This window comes from Pseudomonas weihenstephanensis, assembly GCF_001043055.1.
GTDB classification, from domain to species: Bacteria; Pseudomonadota; Gammaproteobacteria; order Pseudomonadales; family Pseudomonadaceae; genus Aquipseudomonas; species Aquipseudomonas weihenstephanensis.
In genome coordinates this window covers 210,346-228,016 of the sequence record NZ_JYLF01000001.1, presented here as the reverse complement: position 1 = coordinate 228,016, position 17,671 = coordinate 210,346, and the positions used below count along the sequence as shown (strand labels likewise).

Sequence of the window (17,671 nt, the reverse complement as noted above, 5' to 3'; positions counted from 1 at the left end):
ATTTTTTTTCAAGCCTTGAGAGTGATACCTATGACCCATCGTATTGTGATTGTCGGCGGCGGCGCCGGCGGCCTGGAGTTGGCGACCCGCCTGGGCAAAACTCTGGGTAAACGCGGCAAAGCCCGCGTTACGCTGGTCGACGCCAACCTGACCCACATCTGGAAACCCTTGCTGCATGAAGTCGCTGCGGGGTCGCTGAACTCCTCCGAAGATGAACTCAACTACGTCGCTCAAGCCAAATGGAACCATTTCGAGTTTCAGCTGGGGCGCATGAGTGGTTTGGATCGCGAGGCGAAAAATATCTCATTGTCGGCAACCCTCGATGAAAACGGCGAAGAGCTGGTTCCCGCACGCGAGCTGAGCTATGACACGCTGGTGATTGCGGTGGGCAGTACCACCAACGATTTCGGCACCTTGGGCGCCGCTGAGCATTGCCTGTTTTTGGATACGCGCAAACAAGCCGAAAAATTCCATCAACAGTTGCTTAACCATTACCTGCGCGCACACGCAGGCCAAACCGACGCCATTGAAAACATCAGCGTTGCCATCGTGGGCGCGGGCGCTACCGGCGTTGAATTGGCGGCCGAGTTGCACAATGCCGCACACGAGCTGGCGGCTTATGGGCTGGACCGAATCAAACCCGAAAACATGCACATCACCGTGATCGAAGCCGGGCCGCGGGTATTGCCCGCGCTGCCGGAGCGCATCGGCGGGCCTGTGCACAAGACGCTGGAAAAACTCGGGGTCACGGTGCTGACCAACTCAGCCGTGAGCGAAGTGACGGCCGATAGCCTGATCACCAAAGACGGCCAGGTCATTCCTGCAAGCCTGAAGGTATGGGCCGCTGGCATTCGTGCACCGGGCTTTTTGAAAGACATTGCCGGGCTAGAAACCAACCGCATCAACCAATTGGTGGTGCGCCCGACCCTGCAAACCACCCGCGATGACAATATTTTCGCCTTTGGTGACTGCGCGGCATGCCCGCAACCCGGCACAGACCGGATGGTGCCGCCTCGCGCTCAAGCGGCGCACCAACAAGCATCGCTGCTGGCAAAATCGTTGAAATTGCGACTGGAAGGCAAATCCAGCCTGCCGGATTACCACTACCGCGATTACGGCTCGCTGATTTCGCTGTCGAGCTTTTCGGCTGTGGGTAACTTGATGGGCAGCTTGATGGGCACTGTCATGCTCGAAGGCTGGCTGGCACGGATGTTCTATATCTCGCTGTATCGTATGCACCAAATGGCGCTGTACGGCACCTTCCGCACCTTGATGCTGATGCTGGGTAGCCGAATCGGACGCGGCACCGAGCCGCGCCTGAAACTGCATTAATGCTAAATCTGTAGTCGCTGCCGCAGGCTGCGGGTTAAAAACTCGCAACCTTTGCCAGCGACAGGGCTATTAGCGCCCGGCGTGATTGCCCGCCTCAGCTTCACGGCCTTTAAAGCCGTGAGGCTGATGCTCCTCAAAGAATTTAATGTCCCGCTCAAAGTCCGCCAGCAACAGCTTGGCCATGTCGATTGACAAGCCTTGACGCACTAAAATCCTTTGCACGACTACATTTTCAACGTTTGCCGGCAGGCTATAGGCCGGGACGAGCCATCCGCGTATGCGCAAACGGTCTGCCAAGTCGTACAGCGAAAAATTGGCGTTAGCGCCCGGCTTCAGTCGCCAGGTCAACGCCGGAATCCCCAACTGCGGATCACCGTTATAGAGCATTTCAAACGGCCCGATTTTGACCAGTTCACGCGCTAAAAACTGCGCAGTTTCGTAGCACGCCGAGTGAATGCGCTCATACCCTTCACGGCCTAAACGCAAAAAGTTGTAGTACTGCGCAATGATCTGCCCCGCCGGACGCGAAAAGTTGAGGGCGAATGTCGGCATGTCTCCGCCCAGATAATTCACATGAAAGATCAGGCCTTCAGGTAAGTCCTGCGCATCGCGCCATACCACCCAGCCTGCACCCAGCGGAGCCAAACCGAACTTATGCCCTGAGGTGCTGATGGACTTGACCCGCGACAGGCGGAAGTCCCACTCAATGTCCGGCGCACAGAACGGGGCCAGCATTGCGCCACTTGCCCCGTCGACGTGAATTGCCACGTTCAGACCGTTGCGCTTTTCAAGATCATCCAGCGCATCAGAAAGCGGCTTCACCGTTTCATACAGGCCCGTAAAGGTTTGGCCAAAGGTCGGGACCACCACGATGGTGTTTTCATCGACTCGTTCGAGCATGTCTTGCGGGGTCATGAACCATTGCCCTTCTGACATGGGCACTTCGCGAATTTCAACGTCCCAATAACGCGCAAATTTATGCCAGCACACTTGAACCGGTCCGCAGACCATGTTCGGTGTGGTGGTCGGTTTGCCTGCGGTTTTGCGGGCTGCACGCCAGCGCCACAGGGCGGCCAGGCCACCGAGCATGCACGCTTCGCTGGAACCTACCGTGGACGTGCCGATGGTGGTCGCGGCAGCAGGCGAATGCCATAAGTCGGCAAGCATGTGGATACAACGACTTTCAAGCTCGGCGGACTGCGGGTACTCGTCCTTGTCGATCATGTTCTTGTCGATCGACAGGTCCATGAGTTTGTGAACTTCGTCTTCTTCCCAGGTCTGGCAGAAAGTCGCGAGGTTCTGGCGAGCGTTACCGTCCAGGTACAACTCGTCATGAACCAATTGGTAAACCTCACGCGCAGATTGCTCTGCCTCGGGGAACAATTTGGTTGCTGCGGCATGGGCCAGTGCCGATGAGCCAAAAACGGGGTCGGTGTCGCGATGACGTTTGATTCGGTGCAGCGCCATGTGAACTCTCCTTGTGTAATCGACAGTGGCTGGGCCGACCTCCTCTCACTGGCTCAGCGTTGGGCTAACAGCATAGACAAGCATTTCGACTTTGCCCTGCCTGCGGGCATACCCCCGAATTCCGTCCTATAGTTCCTCGCGACCCATCGTCCGCACGGAGCGAGCGCAATGAAAATACAACCCACCACGGTTGACGATTCAGTGACTCACGCACTGCAAACAGCCCATCAACGCTTTGCCAGCAACCACCACGGTAAAAATGCCAGCTACATCCCGTACTTGGCTTCAGTCCCGGCCAACCTGTTCGGCATCAGCATCATGTTTTGTGATGGCACCCATGCCGAGGTCGGTGACACCGATTACGCCTTTGCCATCGAGTCGATTTCCAAGGTATTTACCCTGGCCCATGTACTGGATGACATTGGGCCGCAGTCCTTGCGCAGCAAGATTGGCTGTGACCCCACGGGCGAACCTTTCAACTCGGTGGTAGCGCTGGAGCTGCATAAGGGGCGACCGCTCAACCCATTCGTCAACGCCGGGGCAATGGCCACAGTGAGCCTGCTCAAGGCACAGACGGCAAAAGAGCGCTGGGAGAAAATTCACGCGACCTACAACGCGTTTGCCGGACACGAACTGGCGGTAAACGAAGAGGTGTATACGTCCGAAGCGTCGAGCAATCAGCACAACCGGGGGATTGCCTGGCTGCTTCAGAGCTACGGCTACATGCATGCCGATCCGATGCAAGTGTGCGACGTGTATACCCGTCAATGCTCAGTGGCGATCACCTGCCGCGATTTGGTGACGATGGGCGTAACGCTTGCCAATGGCGGGGTTAACCCGATGACGCAACAACGCGTGGTCGAGGCCAAAAACGTTGCCCCCATACTGGCCGAAATGACCTTGAATGGCCTGTATGACACCACGGGCGACTGGTATTACAAAGTCGGCCTGCCTGGCAAAAGCGGGGTGGGCGGCGGGATTCTGGCCGTGGTGCCGGGTGTCTGTGCAATCGCGGCGTTTGCGCCACCACTGGATGTAGCGGGCAACAGCGTTCGCGGCCAACTGGCCGCTGAGCACCTCAGCCGCACGCTCAATTTGAGCCTGCTGGATTAATCACGCGACATGGAGGGTGACGTTATGGCTACCACCAGCAAGGCTAAAACTTACATCTCATGGCTGACGATCTGCTTCATGATGGTCGCCGCAGTTGCCAGTATCCGTTCACTGCCGAGCATGGCGGTGTATGGCCTGGGTTCGGTTTTTTTGTACATCATCCCGGCGCTGTTGTTCTTCATCCCCGTATCGCTGGTCGCCTCTGAACTGGGTACGGGCTGGAACGGCGGAATTTATGGCTGGGTACGCCAGGCATATGGCGATAGGCCCGGCTTTTTCATCATGTGGTTCATGTGGATTCAAGTGGTGGTGTGGTATCCCATCGTGCTGGGGTTCGGCGCGAGCACCATGGCCTATCTCATAAATCCTGAGTTGGCCAAAAGTGGCGTTTTTACCGCCACGGTGATCATCGTGCTGTATTGGATGTCGACGTTTATCACGCTAAACGGTATGACCACGCTGTCCAAGCTGACGTCGTGGTTCATGCTACTGGGTACTGCGCTACCCGCCGCGTTGTTGGTGATATTGGGCGTTGCGTGGTTGGTATTGGGGCATAAATCGGCGACCCCACTGACCTGGGATGCCTTGATCCCTACCATTTTTGACACCCACCAAACCGTGAAGTCCGGTGCGCATAATTTGCACGGCGATCTGTGGCGCGAGTTCACCGGTTCCATCTCGGGGCTGGTGTTGATTGTGGGTAACTTTCTGGCATTTGCCGGTATCGAAATGAACGCCATTCACGCCCGCGAGCTGCGTAATCCGCAAAAAGAAATGCCGCGGGCTATCTTGCTAGCGTTTGTGTTGATCATGTTGGTGTTTATCCCGCCTACCGTGGCGATTTCACTGGTCGTGCCCGCCGATTCAACCAGCCTCACCGCTGGTGTGATTCAAGCGTATGCCGCGTTCTTCGAGGGCTTTGGCATGCCGTGGGCAACCAAAATCATGGCTGTATTGTTGATTATTGGTGCTTTGGGTGGCGTGTTGGCCTGGACAGGCGGACCGTCGACCGGCCTGTTATTTGTCGGTAAAGCGGGGATGCTGCCGCCCAGCCTGCAAAAAGTGAACGCGAAGGGGGTACAAAAAAATATTTTGTATCTGCAAGCGGTCATCGTGACCTTGCTGTCGACCATTTACATCTTTATCGACAACGTGTCCGACGCGTTTTGGATGATCAGCGCCATGGCGGCACTGATGTATCTGATTATTTATGTGTTTATGTTTTTGGCGGCCATGAAGCTACGTAAAACTCAACCTACGGTTAAACGCGGCTTTGTCCTCAAAGGACTGCATGGCTGGTGTTACTTGGGGCTGTTCTCGACGTGCGTGGCACTGATCTTTGGGTTTATTCCGCCCAACAACTTCAGCCATATGCCGTTTTTCGAATATGCGGGGATCTTGCTAATCGGCCTGGTGATTGCTGGCGTGCCGCCTTTTATCTTCTATGCGGTGCGCAAACCGTCATGGCAGATGGTGCCGAAGGCGGAAGCCGATCAATATTCAGCTGCGTTGCAGGATCTTCAGGACGCGGATGATAAGGCGGCCAAAGCTTGAACCGTCGCAGGCACACCTGGCTCCCGTAGCAGTTGCCGCAGGCTACGGGCGAATGCGCGGTGATTGTAAATCCTGAGTCCACGACCTTTTGAGCGGTCGCGACAGCTGATTTACAACCGCTGCGCTGCCAGACGTAGCCGCGCGGAACCCGTCAACGGCTACATGGCTTCAAATGACTTTTCTACAGGCATAAAAAAAGCGTCCCCAGGACGCTTTTTTTAATGGCTTTTGACGCGATTGGCGTCAGAGCCTGATTTTCTACACCCATTACTGCCGGGCAGAAAATGGTCGGGGTAAGGGGATTCGAACTCCTGACATCCTGCTCCCAAAGCAGGCGCGCTACCGGACTGCGCTATACCCCGGTAAAAAAAAGGCACCTTCAAAGAGGCGCCTTCTGCGATCAGTGCTTTTGGCCTCTGATCTTAAGATCTAACCCCAGTGAACTGGAGCCAAAAATGGTGGGTCGTGTGGGATTCGAACCTACGACCAATTGGTTAAAAGCCAACTGCTCTACCAACTGAGCTAACGACCCAAAAATGGTCGGGGTAAGGGGATTCGAACTCCTGACATCCTGCTCCCAAAGCAGGCGCGCTACCGGACTGCGCTATACCCCGGCTTGAAAATGGCTCCACGACCTGGACTCGAACCAGGGACCCAATGATTAACAGTCATTTGCTCTACCAACTGAGCTATCGCGGAACTACATATTTCAATCTACAACATTGTAACTCTTTGCAACTCTCGTTGACTTCAGCGTATCGCTACGTTGACGTCTCTGAGGCGGGCCATTCTACAACCTTTCAAACCCTTGTCAACCCTTATTTTTCGTTAGAAGACAATGTGTTAGCTCTTCTAGCGAGCATCTTGGTTTGGGCCAATCTGCCGTTGCGGGTGACTTACTGCGGGGCGCATCTTACAAGTGTTTTCCTTACGGATCAACACCCTAACGAAAAAAACTAAAAAAAGGCCTCGCAGTGCGAGGCCTTCTTCAAAACACCGCTGTAGAGCGTTAGGCGAAGACGATTTCGTCGTCTTTCACCGTAGCCACGACCGTCGAGCCTGGCAGGAACTGACCGGACAGAATCAGTTGAGCCAGCGGGTTTTCGATCCAGCGCTGGATCGCACGTTTCAGAGGCCGCGCGCCATATACCGGGTCGTAACCTACCGCAATCAACTTGTCCAAAGCCTCCTGGCTCAATTCCAGCCTCAGGTCACGCTCAACCAGACGACTGCGCAGGCGACCCAACTGGATCTCCGCGATACCGGCGATCTGATCACGGGCCAGAGGCTCGAAGATCACCACTTCGTCGATCCGGTTCACAAACTCCGGCCGGAAGTGCGTACTCACCGCATCCATCACCGCCGCCCGTTGCGCTTCGCGATCACCGACCAGCTCCTGGATCTGTGCAGACCCCAGGTTGGAGGTCATCACGATCACCGTGTTGCGGAAATCGACTGTACGACCGTGGCTGTCTGTCAGTCGACCGTCCTCAAGCACTTGCAGCAGCACGTTGAACACGTCCGGATGCGCCTTCTCGACTTCGTCCAGCAGAATCACCGAGTAAGGCTTGCGGCGCACAGCTTCGGTCAGGTAGCCACCCTCTTCGTAGCCCACGTAGCCTGGTGGTGCACCAATCAGACGAGCCACGGAATGTTTCTCCATGAACTCGGACATGTCGATGCGCACCATCGCCTCTTCAGTATCAAAGAGGAACTCGGCCAGCGCCTTGCACAACTCGGTTTTACCGACACCGGTTGGGCCAAGGAACATAAACGAGCCGCTAGGACGGTTCGGGTCACTCAACCCTGCACGCGAACGACGTACCGCATTGGACACGGCTACAACCGCCTCGTCCTGACCAATCACACGTTGGTGCAGCAAGCTTTCCATCTTCATCAGCTTGTCGCGCTCGCCTTCGAGCATTTTGGACACGGGAATACCGGTCCATTTCGAGACGACTTCAGCGATTTCCTCTTCAGTCACTTTGCTGCGCAACAACTGGTTCTCAGTTTTGCTGTGCTCGTCGACCATTTGCAGGCTGCGTTCCAGGTCAGGAATGATCCCGTACTGCAACTCGGCCATGCGGTTCAGGTTACCGCTGCGGCGTGCGACTTCCAGTTCCTGACGCGCTTGCTCGATCTTTTGCTGGATCTGGGCAGAGCCCTGCACTTCGGCTTTTTCCGAAGTCCAGATTTCTTCCAGGTCGGAATACTCACGCTCAAGGCGCTCGATTTCTTCCTGCAATTTTTCGAGACGTTTTTTCGCTGCCTCGTCTTCTTCTTTCTTCAACGCCTGGGCTTCAACTTTCAGTTGAATCAGGCGGCGCTCCAAGCGGTCCAGCACTTCGGGCTTGGAGTCGATTTCCATACGAATACGGCTGGCCGCTTCGTCGATCAGGTCAATCGCCTTGTCAGGCAACTGGCGATCGGTGATATAGCGATGGCTGAGTTTGGCCGCCGCAATGATCGCACCGTCCGTAATCGCAACCTTGTGGTGAACCTCATAACGCTCTTTCAGGCCACGCAGGATGGCGATGGTGTCTTCTTCGCTCGGCTCATCCACCAGTACTTTTTGGAAACGACGCTCAAGTGCTGCGTCTTTTTCAATGTATTGGCGGTACTCGTTGAGGGTGGTAGCACCCACACAGTGCAACTCACCCCGAGCCAACGCAGGCTTGAGCATGTTGCCCGCGTCCATCGCGCCTTCGCCTTTACCGGCACCGACCATGACATGCAACTCGTCGATAAACAGGATGATTTGCCCTTCCTGTTTCGACAGCTCGTTGAGCAATGATTTCAGGCGCTCTTCGAACTCGCCACGGAACTTGGCACCCGCAATCAGCGCACCAATGTCCAGCGACAACAGGCGTTTGCCTTTCAAGCCGTCAGGCACTTCACCGTTGATGATCCGTTGAGCCAAACCTTCGGCGATGGCGGTTTTACCCACGCCAGGCTCACCGATCAGCACCGGGTTGTTTTTAGTCCGACGCTGCAACACTTGAATGGTGCGACGAATTTCATCGTCACGGCCAATCACCGGGTCGAGCTTGCCTTCTTCGGCACGCTTGGTCAGGTCGATGGTGTATTTATCCAGCGCCTGGCGCGACTCTTCAGCGTTCGGGTCATTGACGGCTTCGCCGCCGCGCAGGTTGTTGATGGCGTTTTCCAGGGCTTTTTTGCTCACGCCCTGCCCCAGCAACAGCTTGCCCAGCTTGCTGTTATCGTCCATCGCCGCCAGCAATACGATTTCGCTGGTGATGTACTGGTCGCCTTTCTGTTGCGCCAGACGGTCGGCCTGGTTCAGCAATCGTGCCAAATCCTGCGACATGTTTACGTCGCCGGTAGGATTCTGAATTTTTGGCAGTTGATCGAGCTCTTTGGTCAGCTCTTTACGCAGGCTGTTTACATCAAAACCGACTTGCATCAGCAAAGGCTTGATTGAGCCGCCCTGCTGTTCCAGCAATGCCTGCATCAAGTGCGCGGGCTCAATCGCCGGATGGTCATGGCCAACAGCCAATGACTGAGCATCGGACAACGCCAATTGCAACTTGCTGGTTAATCTATCTATACGCATTCGTCACCTTCCTTATGAGCAGGCCGGAGGGATGGAAACTCCTGAATGAAGAAACCTGCCAGATACCTTAGTAGATGCGGGCAATTCTGGGAGTTTCAAGCGTAAGACGAATGACGCAGATCAGCGTGGGGATGATTCGATCCAGACCAGTGATGCGAAACGGCCAGTACGAGGACTGCGCCGGTAGGAATAAAAGCGTGGGTCGGTGACCGTACAAAAGCCGCCACCATAGACCGCAGTGATACCGCAGCGTGCCAACCGCAGGCGCGCCAGCGCGTAAATGTCAGCCATAAAGCGCCCGGCGTTGATGCTGGGTACAAACGCTGTGCCAGCGTGAGGCATGTCCTCTATAAAGACGTCACGCACCTCGGCACCGACTTCAAAGGCTCTCGGGCCGATGGCAGGCCCCAGCCAGACCAATATGTCACAAGGTTCAACATTGAGGCTTAAAGCTGCGGCTTCAAGGACACCTGCGGCCAACCCCCGCCACCCCGCATGCGCGGCCGCCACGCGGGTGCCGGCACGGTCGCAGAACAGTGCAGGCAAACAGTCGGCGGTCATCACCGTACAGGCGATACCTGGCGTAGCCGTCCAGCTGGCGTCAGCCTCGACAATCTGCTGCGGATCGGCAGGCGCGACGACAACCCCGTGAACCTGGCTGAGCCAAGCGGGCTGCACATCGAAAATTTGGGTCAGGCGCTGGCGGTTATGTGCGACGGCAACGGGGTCGTCGCCAACATGATCGCCCAGATTGAAGCTGTCGAACGGCGCCACACTGACACCGTTCGCACGGGTGGTCACGCAGGCCCTGATGCCTGCCGGCGCTGGCCAGTCAGGAATCAGGAAGGTGTTCATCCGATGAACGCCTCGCGGTCTTGCTTGAGCAGGGTCAGCAACCAGACAAAGTCGTCTGGCAATGGTGATTCCCAGCTCATGCGCTTACCGGTCGTCGGATGATCCAACTCAAGGAAGCGTGCGTGCAGGGCTTGGCGCGGAAAGTTTTTCAGCGACTCGACCATGGTCACACTGGCTGCCGGCGGGATGCGGAAGCGACCGCCGTAGGCAGGGTCTCCGACCAACGGGAAGTTAATGTGAGACATATGCACACGAATCTGGTGCGTACGCCCGGTTTCCAGCTTGACCCGCACATGCGTGTGGGAACGGAAGCGCTCAAGCACGCGGTAATGACTCACCGCCTGTTTACCGCCTTCCATTACCGCCATGCGCTGGCGTTGCTGGCCGTGACGGCCGATGGGCGCGTCGATCTTGCCCCCGGCGGTGACGACACCGATAACAATGCACTCATAGATCCGGCTGACACTGCGGCTTTGCAACTGTGTGACCAGTTGCGTCTGCGCCTGGATGGTCTTGGCGACCACCATCAGACCGGTGGTGTCTTTGTCCAGACGGTGCACGATCCCCGCACGCGGCACATTGACAATGTCCGGTACGTGATGGAGCAACGCATTGAGCAAAGTGCCATCGGCATGCCCGGCAGCCGGGTGCACCACCAGGCCCGCAGGCTTGTTGATGACCAGGATTTCATCGTCTTCGTAAACGATGTCCAGGGGGATGTCTTGGGCGACCCACTCACCCTGGGCTTCCTGCTCGGCAGTCAGCTCCAGGATGGCACCACCGTGCACGATGTCACGGGGACGTATGACGCCTCCGTCCACAGTGAGGCGGCCGTCCTTGATCCAGGCGGAAAGGCGCGAGCGCGAGTGCTCAGCGAATAATTGTGCGGCGACTTGATCGAGGCGTTGGCCGCCCAATTCGGACGGCACCTCTGCGCGAAGTAGTATTTTCTCGGACATGCTCATCAGGACGGCGCCAAGCCTTTGGTTTCGGCTGCGCGCTTGTGGTTAAATACGGCGTCTTTTGCCCCGAGGCTTTTCACGGGGCGCTCATCATAACAGGACGGCCTCGCCCAAGACAGCGGCCGTCATAGGGACGCAAGCCGCCATGCAAGTGAGACACCTGCTGCTGATCGCCATCCTCGCACTGACCGCCGCTTGCTCGTCGACAAAGGAAGTCGTTGACGAAAACCTCAGCGAAGTCGAGCTGTACCAGCAGGCACAGGCCGATCTGGACAACCACAGCTATACCAGTGCAACCGCCAAACTGAAGGCGCTTGAGTCACGCTACCCGTTCGGACGTTACGCCGACCAGGCTCAGCTTGAACTGATCTATGCCTACTATAAAAACTCCGAACCGGAAGCTGCAAAGTCTGCCGCAGAGCGTTTTATTCGTCTGCACCCCCAGCATCCGAACGTTGATTACGCCTATTACCTTAAAGGCTTGACCTCGTTTGACCAGGACGTTGGCCTGCTGGCACGCTTTCTGCCGCTGGACATGACCAAGCGTGACCCGGGTGCTGCCCGCGACTCTTATAACGAGTTCGCCCAGCTCACCAGCCGTTTTCCCAACAGCCGTTACGCGCCAGACGCCAAGCAGCGCATGATTTATCTGCGTAACCTGCTGGCAGCGTACGAAATCCACGTAGCTCACTACTACCTGACGCGTCAGGCGTATGTGGCCTCGGCTAACCGTGGCCGTTATGTGGTTGAGAACTTCCAGGAAACCCCTTCGGTGGCTGACGGCCTGGCGGTAATGGTTGAGTCTTATCAGCGCCTGCACCTCGACAAGCTGGCAGACACCAGCCTTGAAGTGCTCAGGGACAACTACCCGAACCACGCAAGCCTGGTTGACGGTCAGTTCGTACCGCAAGTGTCCGAGTCGGACAACCGTTCGTGGTTGAGCAAGGCGACGCTTGGGCTGATCGAGTCCAGCACACCACTGCCACCGGGTGAAACCCGCGCCAACCAAGACGTGCAGAAACAGTTTCAGGATGCAAAAGATGCAATCCCTGCTGAACTGAAACCAAAAGATGCTGATGGCAACATCATCGAAGAGCCAGAAACGGAAACTAACAGCCGTTCGTGGTTCAGCTACATGACCCTTGGTCTTTTCGACTGATCGTCAATGCATCCAAAAAGAGTCCTTCGGGACTCTTTTTTTTGCGCTGCATTTGATGCTGGGCGCTTACCCGGTCCTTGGCTAAACTGGCGCATCTTTTCTCGAATAGCGAATAACCATGTTTCGTTTACTGTTCTGGGCGGCTCTGATTGCTGCGGGCGTGTGGTTCTGGCGTAAATACAAGGCCAGCCTCGCAGCCACTAAAAAACCTGTCGATCCTGGCGCTATGCCAATGGTGCGTTGCGCTCATTGCGGCGTGCACTTGCCACGTGACCGCGCCTTGAGTCAGCAGCAAGAGTGGTATTGCACCCAAAACCATCTGGAACAAGGCCCGGGCAAGCGCTGATTGGTTTCGCCTGGCGCAGCCAAACCCTGTAGGTGCTGACGAGTAACACGAGGCTGTGATCGGCGGCAACGTCCTCGTGAAGCCATTCAACCCGGCGATTCAGACATATCGCAGTCATCGGGTTTACGAGCGCTGCGCACTCGATCGCAGCCTCGTACCTCGGCAGCGACTACAAAAAACGCCAAGGTGTAGCCGCTGACGAGTCGCACGAGGCTGTGATCGGCGGCAACGTCGTCGTGAAGCCATTCAACCCGGTGATTCAGACATATCGCAGTCATCGGGTTTACGAGCGCTGCCTCGTGCATCGACAGCGCCCACACGATTAAACTCGCCCCTGAGGTGCGTACGGGGCAGGGTCGATGATGGGGGTTCGCCCCAATAACAAGTCGGCAAATAACTGGCAAGAAGCCGGTGCCAATACCAGCCCGTTTCGGTAGTGCCCGCAATTCAACCACAAGCCTTCAAAGCCTGGTAGCCGGCCAATATAGGGTATGCCTTCGGGCGAACCTGGCCGCAAGCCGGCCCAATGCGCCACAGGCTGGGCATCGGCCAACGCAGGGATCAGCTCCACGGCCGATGCTTTCAGGCTTTCAAGTGCCGACTCGGTAGGCGTTTTATCAAAGCCTTCGTACTCCAAGGTGCTACCAATCAAAATATGTCCGTCACGACGCGGTATTGCATAGCGCCCTTTGGCCAACACCATGCACGACAAGAAATCAGACGAGCATTTGTACAAAATCATCTGACCTTTTACAGGTTCTACGGGCAACTCAAGATTCAAGATTTTGAGAAGTTCGCCACTCCAGGCACCTGCGGCCAATACCACTTCATCGCCAAGAATCGGACCTTGAGCCGTGTCGACCCCTTTGATGGTTGTGCCATCAAGAATAAAACCCTGTACCTCACACTGCTCATGAATGGTCACATTGGGCATCGCCAGCAGCGCTGCCTTAAGCGACTTAACAAGACGCGGGTTACGCACATTAGCCACGTCTTTCATATAGATGGCGCGAGAAAAACCACGACCCAACACAGGCACACGACTTTCAACCGATGAAATATCCACCGCACTCAGCGGCCTGCCTTCACGCTCAGCCCATGCCAACGCCTGCGCTTCATCATCCAGGTCCATCCAGTACAAACCCGTTGTATGAACTTCAGGATCGACGCCCGTAGAGGCAAACAAGCGCTCAGCCAAACGAGGATAAAAATCTTGCGACCAGTGAGCCAACGCCGTGACCGCAGGGGTGTAGCGCCAAGGGTAAAGCGGCGAAACAATGCCCCCGCCCGCCCATGAAGACTCCTGCCCAACGGTGTTGCGGTCCAACAAAGTCACCTGTTCAACGTCGGCGGCCAGATTAAACGCCGTTAACAGGCCTATCACCCCGCCTCCAACAATCACCACCCGTTTCTGCCTACCCATCTATCCATCCAGCCCATCATCAAAATAAAGTGTCAGCGCCCCCAACACTGCTGCGGTGTGAGGTTCGGGGCGGCCTGGGTTATCGAGGTTAAACCGGTATGCGTCAGCGTGAAATCTCCACACGGGTCGGTTGCCATCGCAAAACCTTGCTTACGTATAGCGCTCAACACAAACCCGTGATCAGCAAGACTCGACGCAATGTTGTAGTGCTCATTGCCAACACTGAGTGCTTGCATGCCGCTATATAACCCGTTTTTCGTATAAAAACGCTCTAGACTTTGGGCTTGCTCTGACAGGAGTACGACAATTTGAGCGCGATACGCGCGCTTCACATAATCGCTGTAGAGCGGATAAACGAAGGCTCCAAGGATACCGATGATCGTCACCGCGATCATCAATTCGATCAGGGTGAAACCTGCATCAGGTCTAAACATTGCGCATTTCCTATTGAATCTGTCGCCACATGTTCCGGCTAAAGCTCTGACGTGCAGGCATTCCAACGCCTTCGTCCGAGGTTTGATAACGGGCGTAAATAGTTTCTAGCACTGTGCGCGACTGACCTCGCAATCCAATCCCGCTAACGCGGTACAGATGAGTAGAGCCTCCCGCTGATGAACCCAGCGCTTCGCTGCTACGCCCCAGGAATTGGATGCCATACAAACCATCGGCCACGCGCACCCAATTCACCCCCGATTGCGCATCAATACCGGGAGAGAGGCGTGTTTTCACCTCAGAAGGCGGAGCGCAGTGCGCTATCGAAATGCATTCGGCCATCTCGGCCCACTGCATGTGAAGCCACGATTCCCCGGTGCGCAATGCACTTTCAGCGACCTGAAAAGATTGATGAGCGAGCCGCACACTGCCTGCCATTTTTTCCTGCTGCCCGGCATTTTCGAGTGCGCCAAGCCCCATCAGGCTAAGCAGCATCAAAAAAATCAGACTGACCAATAACGCCATGCCTTTTTGTGTACGTGAGCCCAGCGCCATACCCCTGCCCTATCCCAGTCGATTACGTATGGCGACCACCACATGGTAAGCCTGGTCTTTGACACGCAACTTGGGGTCTCTCATTGTCAGCGCGATACGCACACTGCGAATACGTGAAGGGTCCGCAGGGCTGGACTCGTAGTGCACAACGGGCTGCGTCTCTCTGGAGCTGGACATACCAAAACTCACATCGAACGCCGCTACATTGTCCAAAAGTACTGACTTGGTAAGCCCGGTTTTCAATTGGCCTTGTTCAAACAGGTAAACAACCTGACGTATAGGGAGGCCAATTTCCCCTGGGGCTAAGGCCAATTGCGCACCCGAAAATGCCTGAGCGCGGTTTTTACAATCTGTAACGACGGTCCAGTCAGGCTTGCCGGAAGTAAGCCCCACATCCGCGCTGATCATATGCAGCGCACCTGCCCTCACAGTTCCGCTCCAGAAGATCGGCGTTTTAAACGCTAAAGGCGCATCGATAATCCGCTCGCTCGGCAGGCAACCGAACATGCCGGCCATACGGACTTCCTGAGCAATTTTGCTCAATACATACCGGGCGTCTTCCTGTAATTGGGCGGATGCACCTTGTGCTAAATAGCTCCCACGGGCGCTCAAAAATATCTGAGTCATGCCCAACACCAGCAGCAAGCCCAACGCCATCGCGACCGTCAGCTCGATCAAGCCGAAGCCTGCGTCAGACTTGCTCATGGCTTGGCACCGAATGCTGAAGCAGCAACTGGCTGCGCAGGGTGAATGACTGAAAAGCGCCATCCAGCCCTTCTGCACGCGAATCATCCCATTCCAGGTGAATGGTCACTTGCTGCTCGCTGACCGAAATAGCGCCCCGCGCACTGTCACCCGCAAATTGACGGATGTTGCGCTTGAACTCATTCAGATCCTGTCCCGCGACGTTGGTGGCACTGATGCCGTGATTGGTGGCCGTCAACGCCGAGGTACGATAATCACCCGCCGAATTGGCCCGTATGCGGTCCAACATGTCATACGCGATAAAACTGGCCTGAGTGCTCATCAGCGCGCTGTCGACGTATTTCAACGCTTTGATTTGAGCGCCTGCCGCCCCTAAAAGACCAACACTTAAAATCAGCGTGGCAATCAAGACTTCAATCAAGGTCATGCCCGCTTGTGGGTGTTTGTTACAACGCCGCATCACATTCATCCTTGAGGATTGACCGAGGCGACACGTCCTGTGTCGTCATGCCAAAAGCCTAGCCTTGAGTTCACAGCACACAGACGGGACACGACTGAAGCTGATGAAGGCTTTTTCGCTGCAATACGTAAGCCGCAGCCACGCTAAAAGCCCTAAACATGGCGCAATGATTGGCACCGGCAAAAAGACCGGAGGCAGCCAGACACCCAGCTATACCTAGGACTGATCAGGGCATTGAGTTTCAGGGAGGGTAAACGTGTACCAACGAGGCATGAGCCTGATTCAGTTGCTGCTTACGTTGTCGATATTGGCCATTACGGCCCAATTTGCCAGTCCGGCCTACAACACACTCATAGAGCAGCAACGACGCCAAACCCTTGCGCAAGAGCTGACCAGCAGCCTGCGCAAAGCCCGCAGTGAAGCGTTAATACGCCATCAATCTGTAGTGATCCATGCACTGGACGAGAATTGGAGCAAGGGCTGGAGAGTGGTTCTGGACGTCAGCGGTCAAGGGCATACCGATGTAAACAATCCAGTGCTCACCGAAAGACACACCGGCCTGCACGTTCTGATAGCCGGGAATTCACCCGTCAAACACTACGTGCGGTTTAACCCGCTCGGCGAGCCCGTGCTGAATGCCGGGGCATTTCAAGCGGGGACACTGCATGTGTGTCACACAAAAGAGGCGCTGAGCCACTATCAGATAGTGCTCGCGAAAAGCGGGAGAATCAGCCTGCGCAACCAGATGGCGGCGCAAGCATTGTGCGAAGAGGCTTAAGTGATGGAGCGAACCCGCAGCTCTTTGGGCATGGAGAACGTAATATTCTCTTCGCGCCCAGCCAACTCATCGGCGCCGGTCGCACCCCAAGCGTGCAATTGTTGAATTACCCCGCGTACCAACACTTCGGGCGCCGAGGCGCCTGCGGTGATGCCAATGCGCTGGACGCCATCGAACCAGCTTTTTTTCAGGTCTTCGGCGCCGTCGATCAGATAGGCCGGCGTGGCCATGCGCTCAGCCAGTTCACGCAGGCGGTTGGAGTTGGAGCTGTTCGGGCTGCCCACCACCAACACCACGTCGCATTCATCTGCCAACTGCTTTACAGCGTCCTGACGGTTTTGCGTGGCGTAGCAAATGTCATCCTTACGCGGGCCGCCGATGGCCGGGAAGCGTGTACGCAAGGCATCGATCACACGACTGGTATCGTCCATCGACAAAGTGGTCTGGGTCACGAACGCCAGTTTTTCCGGGTTATGCACCTGCAGCTCGGCCACGTCTTTTTCGTCTTCAACCAGATAGATCGCACCGCCATTGCTGGCGTCGTACTGCCCCATCGTGCCTTCAACTTCAGGGTGCCCGGCATGCCCGATCAGGATGCATTCGCGGCCGTCGCGGCTGTAGCGCGCCACCTCGATATGTACCTTGGTGACCAACGGGCAGGTCGCGTCGAACACTTTAAGGCCACGCCCTGCGGCTTCGGTGCGTACAGCCTGGGAAACGCCGTGTGCACTGAAAATCACAATCACGTCGTCTGGCACTTGGTCCAGCTCTTCGACGAAGATCGCGCCACGGGAGCGCAGGTCTTCGACCACAAATTTGTTGTGCACCACTTCGTGGCGTACGTAGATAGGCGGACCGAAAACTTCCAGAGCGCGATTGACGATCTCAATCGCTCGGTCCACCCCGGCGCAAAAACCACGGGGGTTGGCGAGTTTGATGTGCATGCTAGGCCTCGT

General features: G+C 56.2%; 16 protein-coding genes and 4 tRNA genes. 6 read left to right on the top strand and 14 right to left on the bottom strand.

Annotation, left to right across the window (positions count from 1 at the left end):
• The first annotated feature begins 30 nt into the window (after positions 1-30).
• Positions 31-1,332, top strand: coding sequence for an NAD(P)/FAD-dependent oxidoreductase (locus TU86_RS01150; protein WP_048362476.1), 1,302 nt, complete (start codon positions 31-33; stop codon positions 1,330-1,332).
• Between the two features lie 69 nt (positions 1,333-1,401).
• Here the strand turns inward: TU86_RS01150 and gad are convergent, their stop codons facing one another.
• Entirely contained in the window at positions 1,402-2,799 is a 1,398-nt protein-coding gene (gad, locus tag TU86_RS01145; RefSeq protein WP_048362475.1) for a glutamate decarboxylase, read from the bottom strand.
• Between the two features lie 168 nt (positions 2,800-2,967).
• Between gad and glsA the strand changes: the two genes are divergently transcribed.
• Both glsA and TU86_RS01135 read left to right on the top strand, forming a co-directional pair.
• A complete protein-coding gene (gene glsA, locus TU86_RS01140; protein WP_048362474.1) occupies positions 2,968-3,912 on the top strand; it encodes a glutaminase A in 945 nt (314 codons plus the stop codon).
• Between the two features lie 24 nt (positions 3,913-3,936).
• The gene (locus TU86_RS01135; RefSeq protein ID WP_048362473.1) at positions 3,937-5,466 is read left to right on the top strand and encodes an amino acid permease; all 1,530 of its coding nucleotides are present in this window, start codon (positions 3,937-3,939) and stop codon (positions 5,464-5,466) included.
• A 285-nt stretch (positions 5,467-5,751) separates the two neighbouring features.
• On the opposite strand, the gene TU86_RS01130 is transcribed toward TU86_RS01135, so the two are convergent.
• From TU86_RS01130 to rluD, 7 genes are all read right to left on the bottom strand, one after another.
• Positions 5,752-5,828: transfer RNA gene (locus TU86_RS01130), tRNA-Pro, on the bottom strand.
• 94 nt (positions 5,829-5,922) lie between these two features.
• Positions 5,923-5,998 (bottom strand) — tRNA-Lys (locus TU86_RS01125).
• Between the two features lie 5 nt (positions 5,999-6,003).
• Positions 6,004-6,080, bottom strand: a tRNA-Pro gene (locus TU86_RS01120).
• 9 nt (positions 6,081-6,089) lie between these two features.
• Positions 6,090-6,165: transfer RNA gene (locus TU86_RS01115), tRNA-Asn, on the bottom strand.
• Positions 6,166-6,475: 310 nt separating this feature from the next.
• Positions 6,476-9,040 (bottom strand): ATP-dependent chaperone ClpB, encoded by a 2,565-nt coding sequence (gene clpB, locus TU86_RS01110; protein ID WP_048362472.1) that lies wholly within the window; start codon positions 9,038-9,040, stop codon positions 6,476-6,478.
• A 120-nt stretch (positions 9,041-9,160) separates the two neighbouring features.
• The gene (pgeF, locus tag TU86_RS01105; protein WP_048362471.1) at positions 9,161-9,895 is read right to left on the bottom strand and encodes a peptidoglycan editing factor PgeF; all 735 of its coding nucleotides are present in this window, start codon (positions 9,893-9,895) and stop codon (positions 9,161-9,163) included.
• The gene (gene rluD / locus TU86_RS01100) at positions 9,892-10,854 is read right to left on the bottom strand and encodes a 23S rRNA pseudouridine(1911/1915/1917) synthase RluD (RefSeq protein WP_048363011.1); all 963 of its coding nucleotides are present in this window, start codon (positions 10,852-10,854) and stop codon (positions 9,892-9,894) included. Before rluD ends, pgeF begins: the two co-directional genes overlap by 4 nt.
• 148 nt (positions 10,855-11,002) lie before the next feature.
• Between rluD and TU86_RS01095 the strand changes: the two genes are divergently transcribed.
• The gene (locus TU86_RS01095; protein ID WP_048362470.1) at positions 11,003-12,016 is read left to right on the top strand and encodes an outer membrane protein assembly factor BamD; all 1,014 of its coding nucleotides are present in this window, start codon (positions 11,003-11,005) and stop codon (positions 12,014-12,016) included.
• 118 nt (positions 12,017-12,134) lie between these two features.
• Positions 12,135-12,362 (top strand): PP0621 family protein, encoded by a 228-nt coding sequence (locus tag TU86_RS01090; RefSeq protein WP_048362469.1) that lies wholly within the window; start codon positions 12,135-12,137, stop codon positions 12,360-12,362.
• 322 nt (positions 12,363-12,684) lie between these two features.
• On the opposite strand, the gene thiO is transcribed toward TU86_RS01090, so the two are convergent.
• Genes thiO through pilV form a run of 5 tightly spaced genes read right to left on the bottom strand, consistent with a single transcriptional unit; the run spans position 12,685 to position 15,946 of the window.
• Complete coding sequence (thiO, locus tag TU86_RS01085; RefSeq protein WP_048362468.1) at positions 12,685-13,785, bottom strand: glycine oxidase ThiO; 1,101 nt, start codon at positions 13,783-13,785, stop codon at positions 12,685-12,687.
• A 32-nt stretch (positions 13,786-13,817) separates the two neighbouring features.
• Positions 13,818-14,219, bottom strand: a complete 402-nt coding sequence (locus tag TU86_RS01080) for a type IV pilin protein (RefSeq protein WP_048362467.1) — start codon at positions 14,217-14,219, stop codon at positions 13,818-13,820.
• 10 nt (positions 14,220-14,229) lie between these two features.
• Positions 14,230-14,742 carry a pilus assembly PilX family protein gene (locus tag TU86_RS01075; RefSeq protein WP_087148765.1) on the bottom strand — a complete coding sequence of 171 codons (513 nt, stop codon included), beginning with the start codon at positions 14,740-14,742 and terminating at the stop codon, positions 14,230-14,232.
• Between the two features lie 39 nt (positions 14,743-14,781).
• Positions 14,782-15,477: a PilW family protein gene (locus TU86_RS01070; protein WP_048362465.1), complete on the bottom strand. Its 696-nt coding sequence runs from the start codon at positions 15,475-15,477 to the stop codon at positions 14,782-14,784.
• On the bottom strand, positions 15,464-15,946 hold the full coding sequence (pilV, locus tag TU86_RS01065; RefSeq protein WP_048362464.1) for a type IV pilus modification protein PilV: 483 nt from the start codon (positions 15,944-15,946) through the stop codon (positions 15,464-15,466). Before pilV ends, TU86_RS01070 begins: the two co-directional genes overlap by 14 nt.
• Before the next feature lie 247 nt (positions 15,947-16,193).
• On the opposite strand from pilV, the gene TU86_RS01060 reads away from it, so the two are divergent.
• Positions 16,194-16,715 (top strand): GspH/FimT family pseudopilin, encoded by a 522-nt coding sequence (locus TU86_RS01060; protein ID WP_239658760.1) that lies wholly within the window; start codon positions 16,194-16,196, stop codon positions 16,713-16,715.
• Here the strand turns inward: TU86_RS01060 and ispH are convergent.
• Positions 16,712-17,659, bottom strand: a complete 948-nt coding sequence (gene ispH / locus TU86_RS01055) for a 4-hydroxy-3-methylbut-2-enyl diphosphate reductase (protein WP_048362462.1) — start codon at positions 17,657-17,659, stop codon at positions 16,712-16,714. The genes TU86_RS01060 and ispH overlap by 4 nt on opposite strands.
• Positions 17,660-17,671: the final 12 nt, after the last annotated feature.

Bases quoted from the DNA above. Each gene is read 5' to 3' on its own strand.
- clpB (WP_048362472.1), bottom strand. From the start codon at position 9,040: ATGCGTATAGATAGATTAACCAGCAAGTTGCAATTGGCGTTGTCCGAT.
- glsA (WP_048362474.1), top strand. From the start codon at position 2,968: ATGAAAATACAACCCACCACGGTTGACGATTCAGTGACTCACGCACTG.
- pilV (WP_048362464.1), bottom strand. From the start codon at position 15,946: ATGAATGTGATGCGGCGTTGTAACAAACACCCACAAGCGGGCATGACC.
- TU86_RS01095 (WP_048362470.1), top strand. From the start codon at position 11,003: ATGCAAGTGAGACACCTGCTGCTGATCGCCATCCTCGCACTGACCGCC.
- gad (WP_048362475.1), bottom strand. From the start codon at position 2,799: ATGGCGCTGCACCGAATCAAACGTCATCGCGACACCGACCCCGTTTTT.
- TU86_RS01080 (WP_048362467.1), bottom strand. From the start codon at position 14,219: ATGTTTAGACCTGATGCAGGTTTCACCCTGATCGAATTGATGATCGCG.
- TU86_RS01135 (WP_048362473.1), top strand. From the start codon at position 3,937: ATGGCTACCACCAGCAAGGCTAAAACTTACATCTCATGGCTGACGATC.
- TU86_RS01070 (WP_048362465.1), bottom strand. From the start codon at position 15,477: ATGAGCAAGTCTGACGCAGGCTTCGGCTTGATCGAGCTGACGGTCGCG.
- thiO (WP_048362468.1), bottom strand. From the start codon at position 13,785: ATGGGTAGGCAGAAACGGGTGGTGATTGTTGGAGGCGGGGTGATAGGC.
- rluD (WP_048363011.1), bottom strand. From the start codon at position 10,854: ATGTCCGAGAAAATACTACTTCGCGCAGAGGTGCCGTCCGAATTGGGC.
- TU86_RS01150 (WP_048362476.1), top strand. From the start codon at position 31: ATGACCCATCGTATTGTGATTGTCGGCGGCGGCGCCGGCGGCCTGGAG.
- pgeF (WP_048362471.1), bottom strand. From the start codon at position 9,895: ATGAACACCTTCCTGATTCCTGACTGGCCAGCGCCGGCAGGCATCAGG.
- TU86_RS01090 (WP_048362469.1), top strand. From the start codon at position 12,135: ATGTTTCGTTTACTGTTCTGGGCGGCTCTGATTGCTGCGGGCGTGTGG.
- ispH (WP_048362462.1), bottom strand. From the start codon at position 17,659: ATGCACATCAAACTCGCCAACCCCCGTGGTTTTTGCGCCGGGGTGGAC.
- TU86_RS01075 (WP_087148765.1), bottom strand. From the start codon at position 14,742: ATGGCGTTATTGGTCAGTCTGATTTTTTTGATGCTGCTTAGCCTGATG.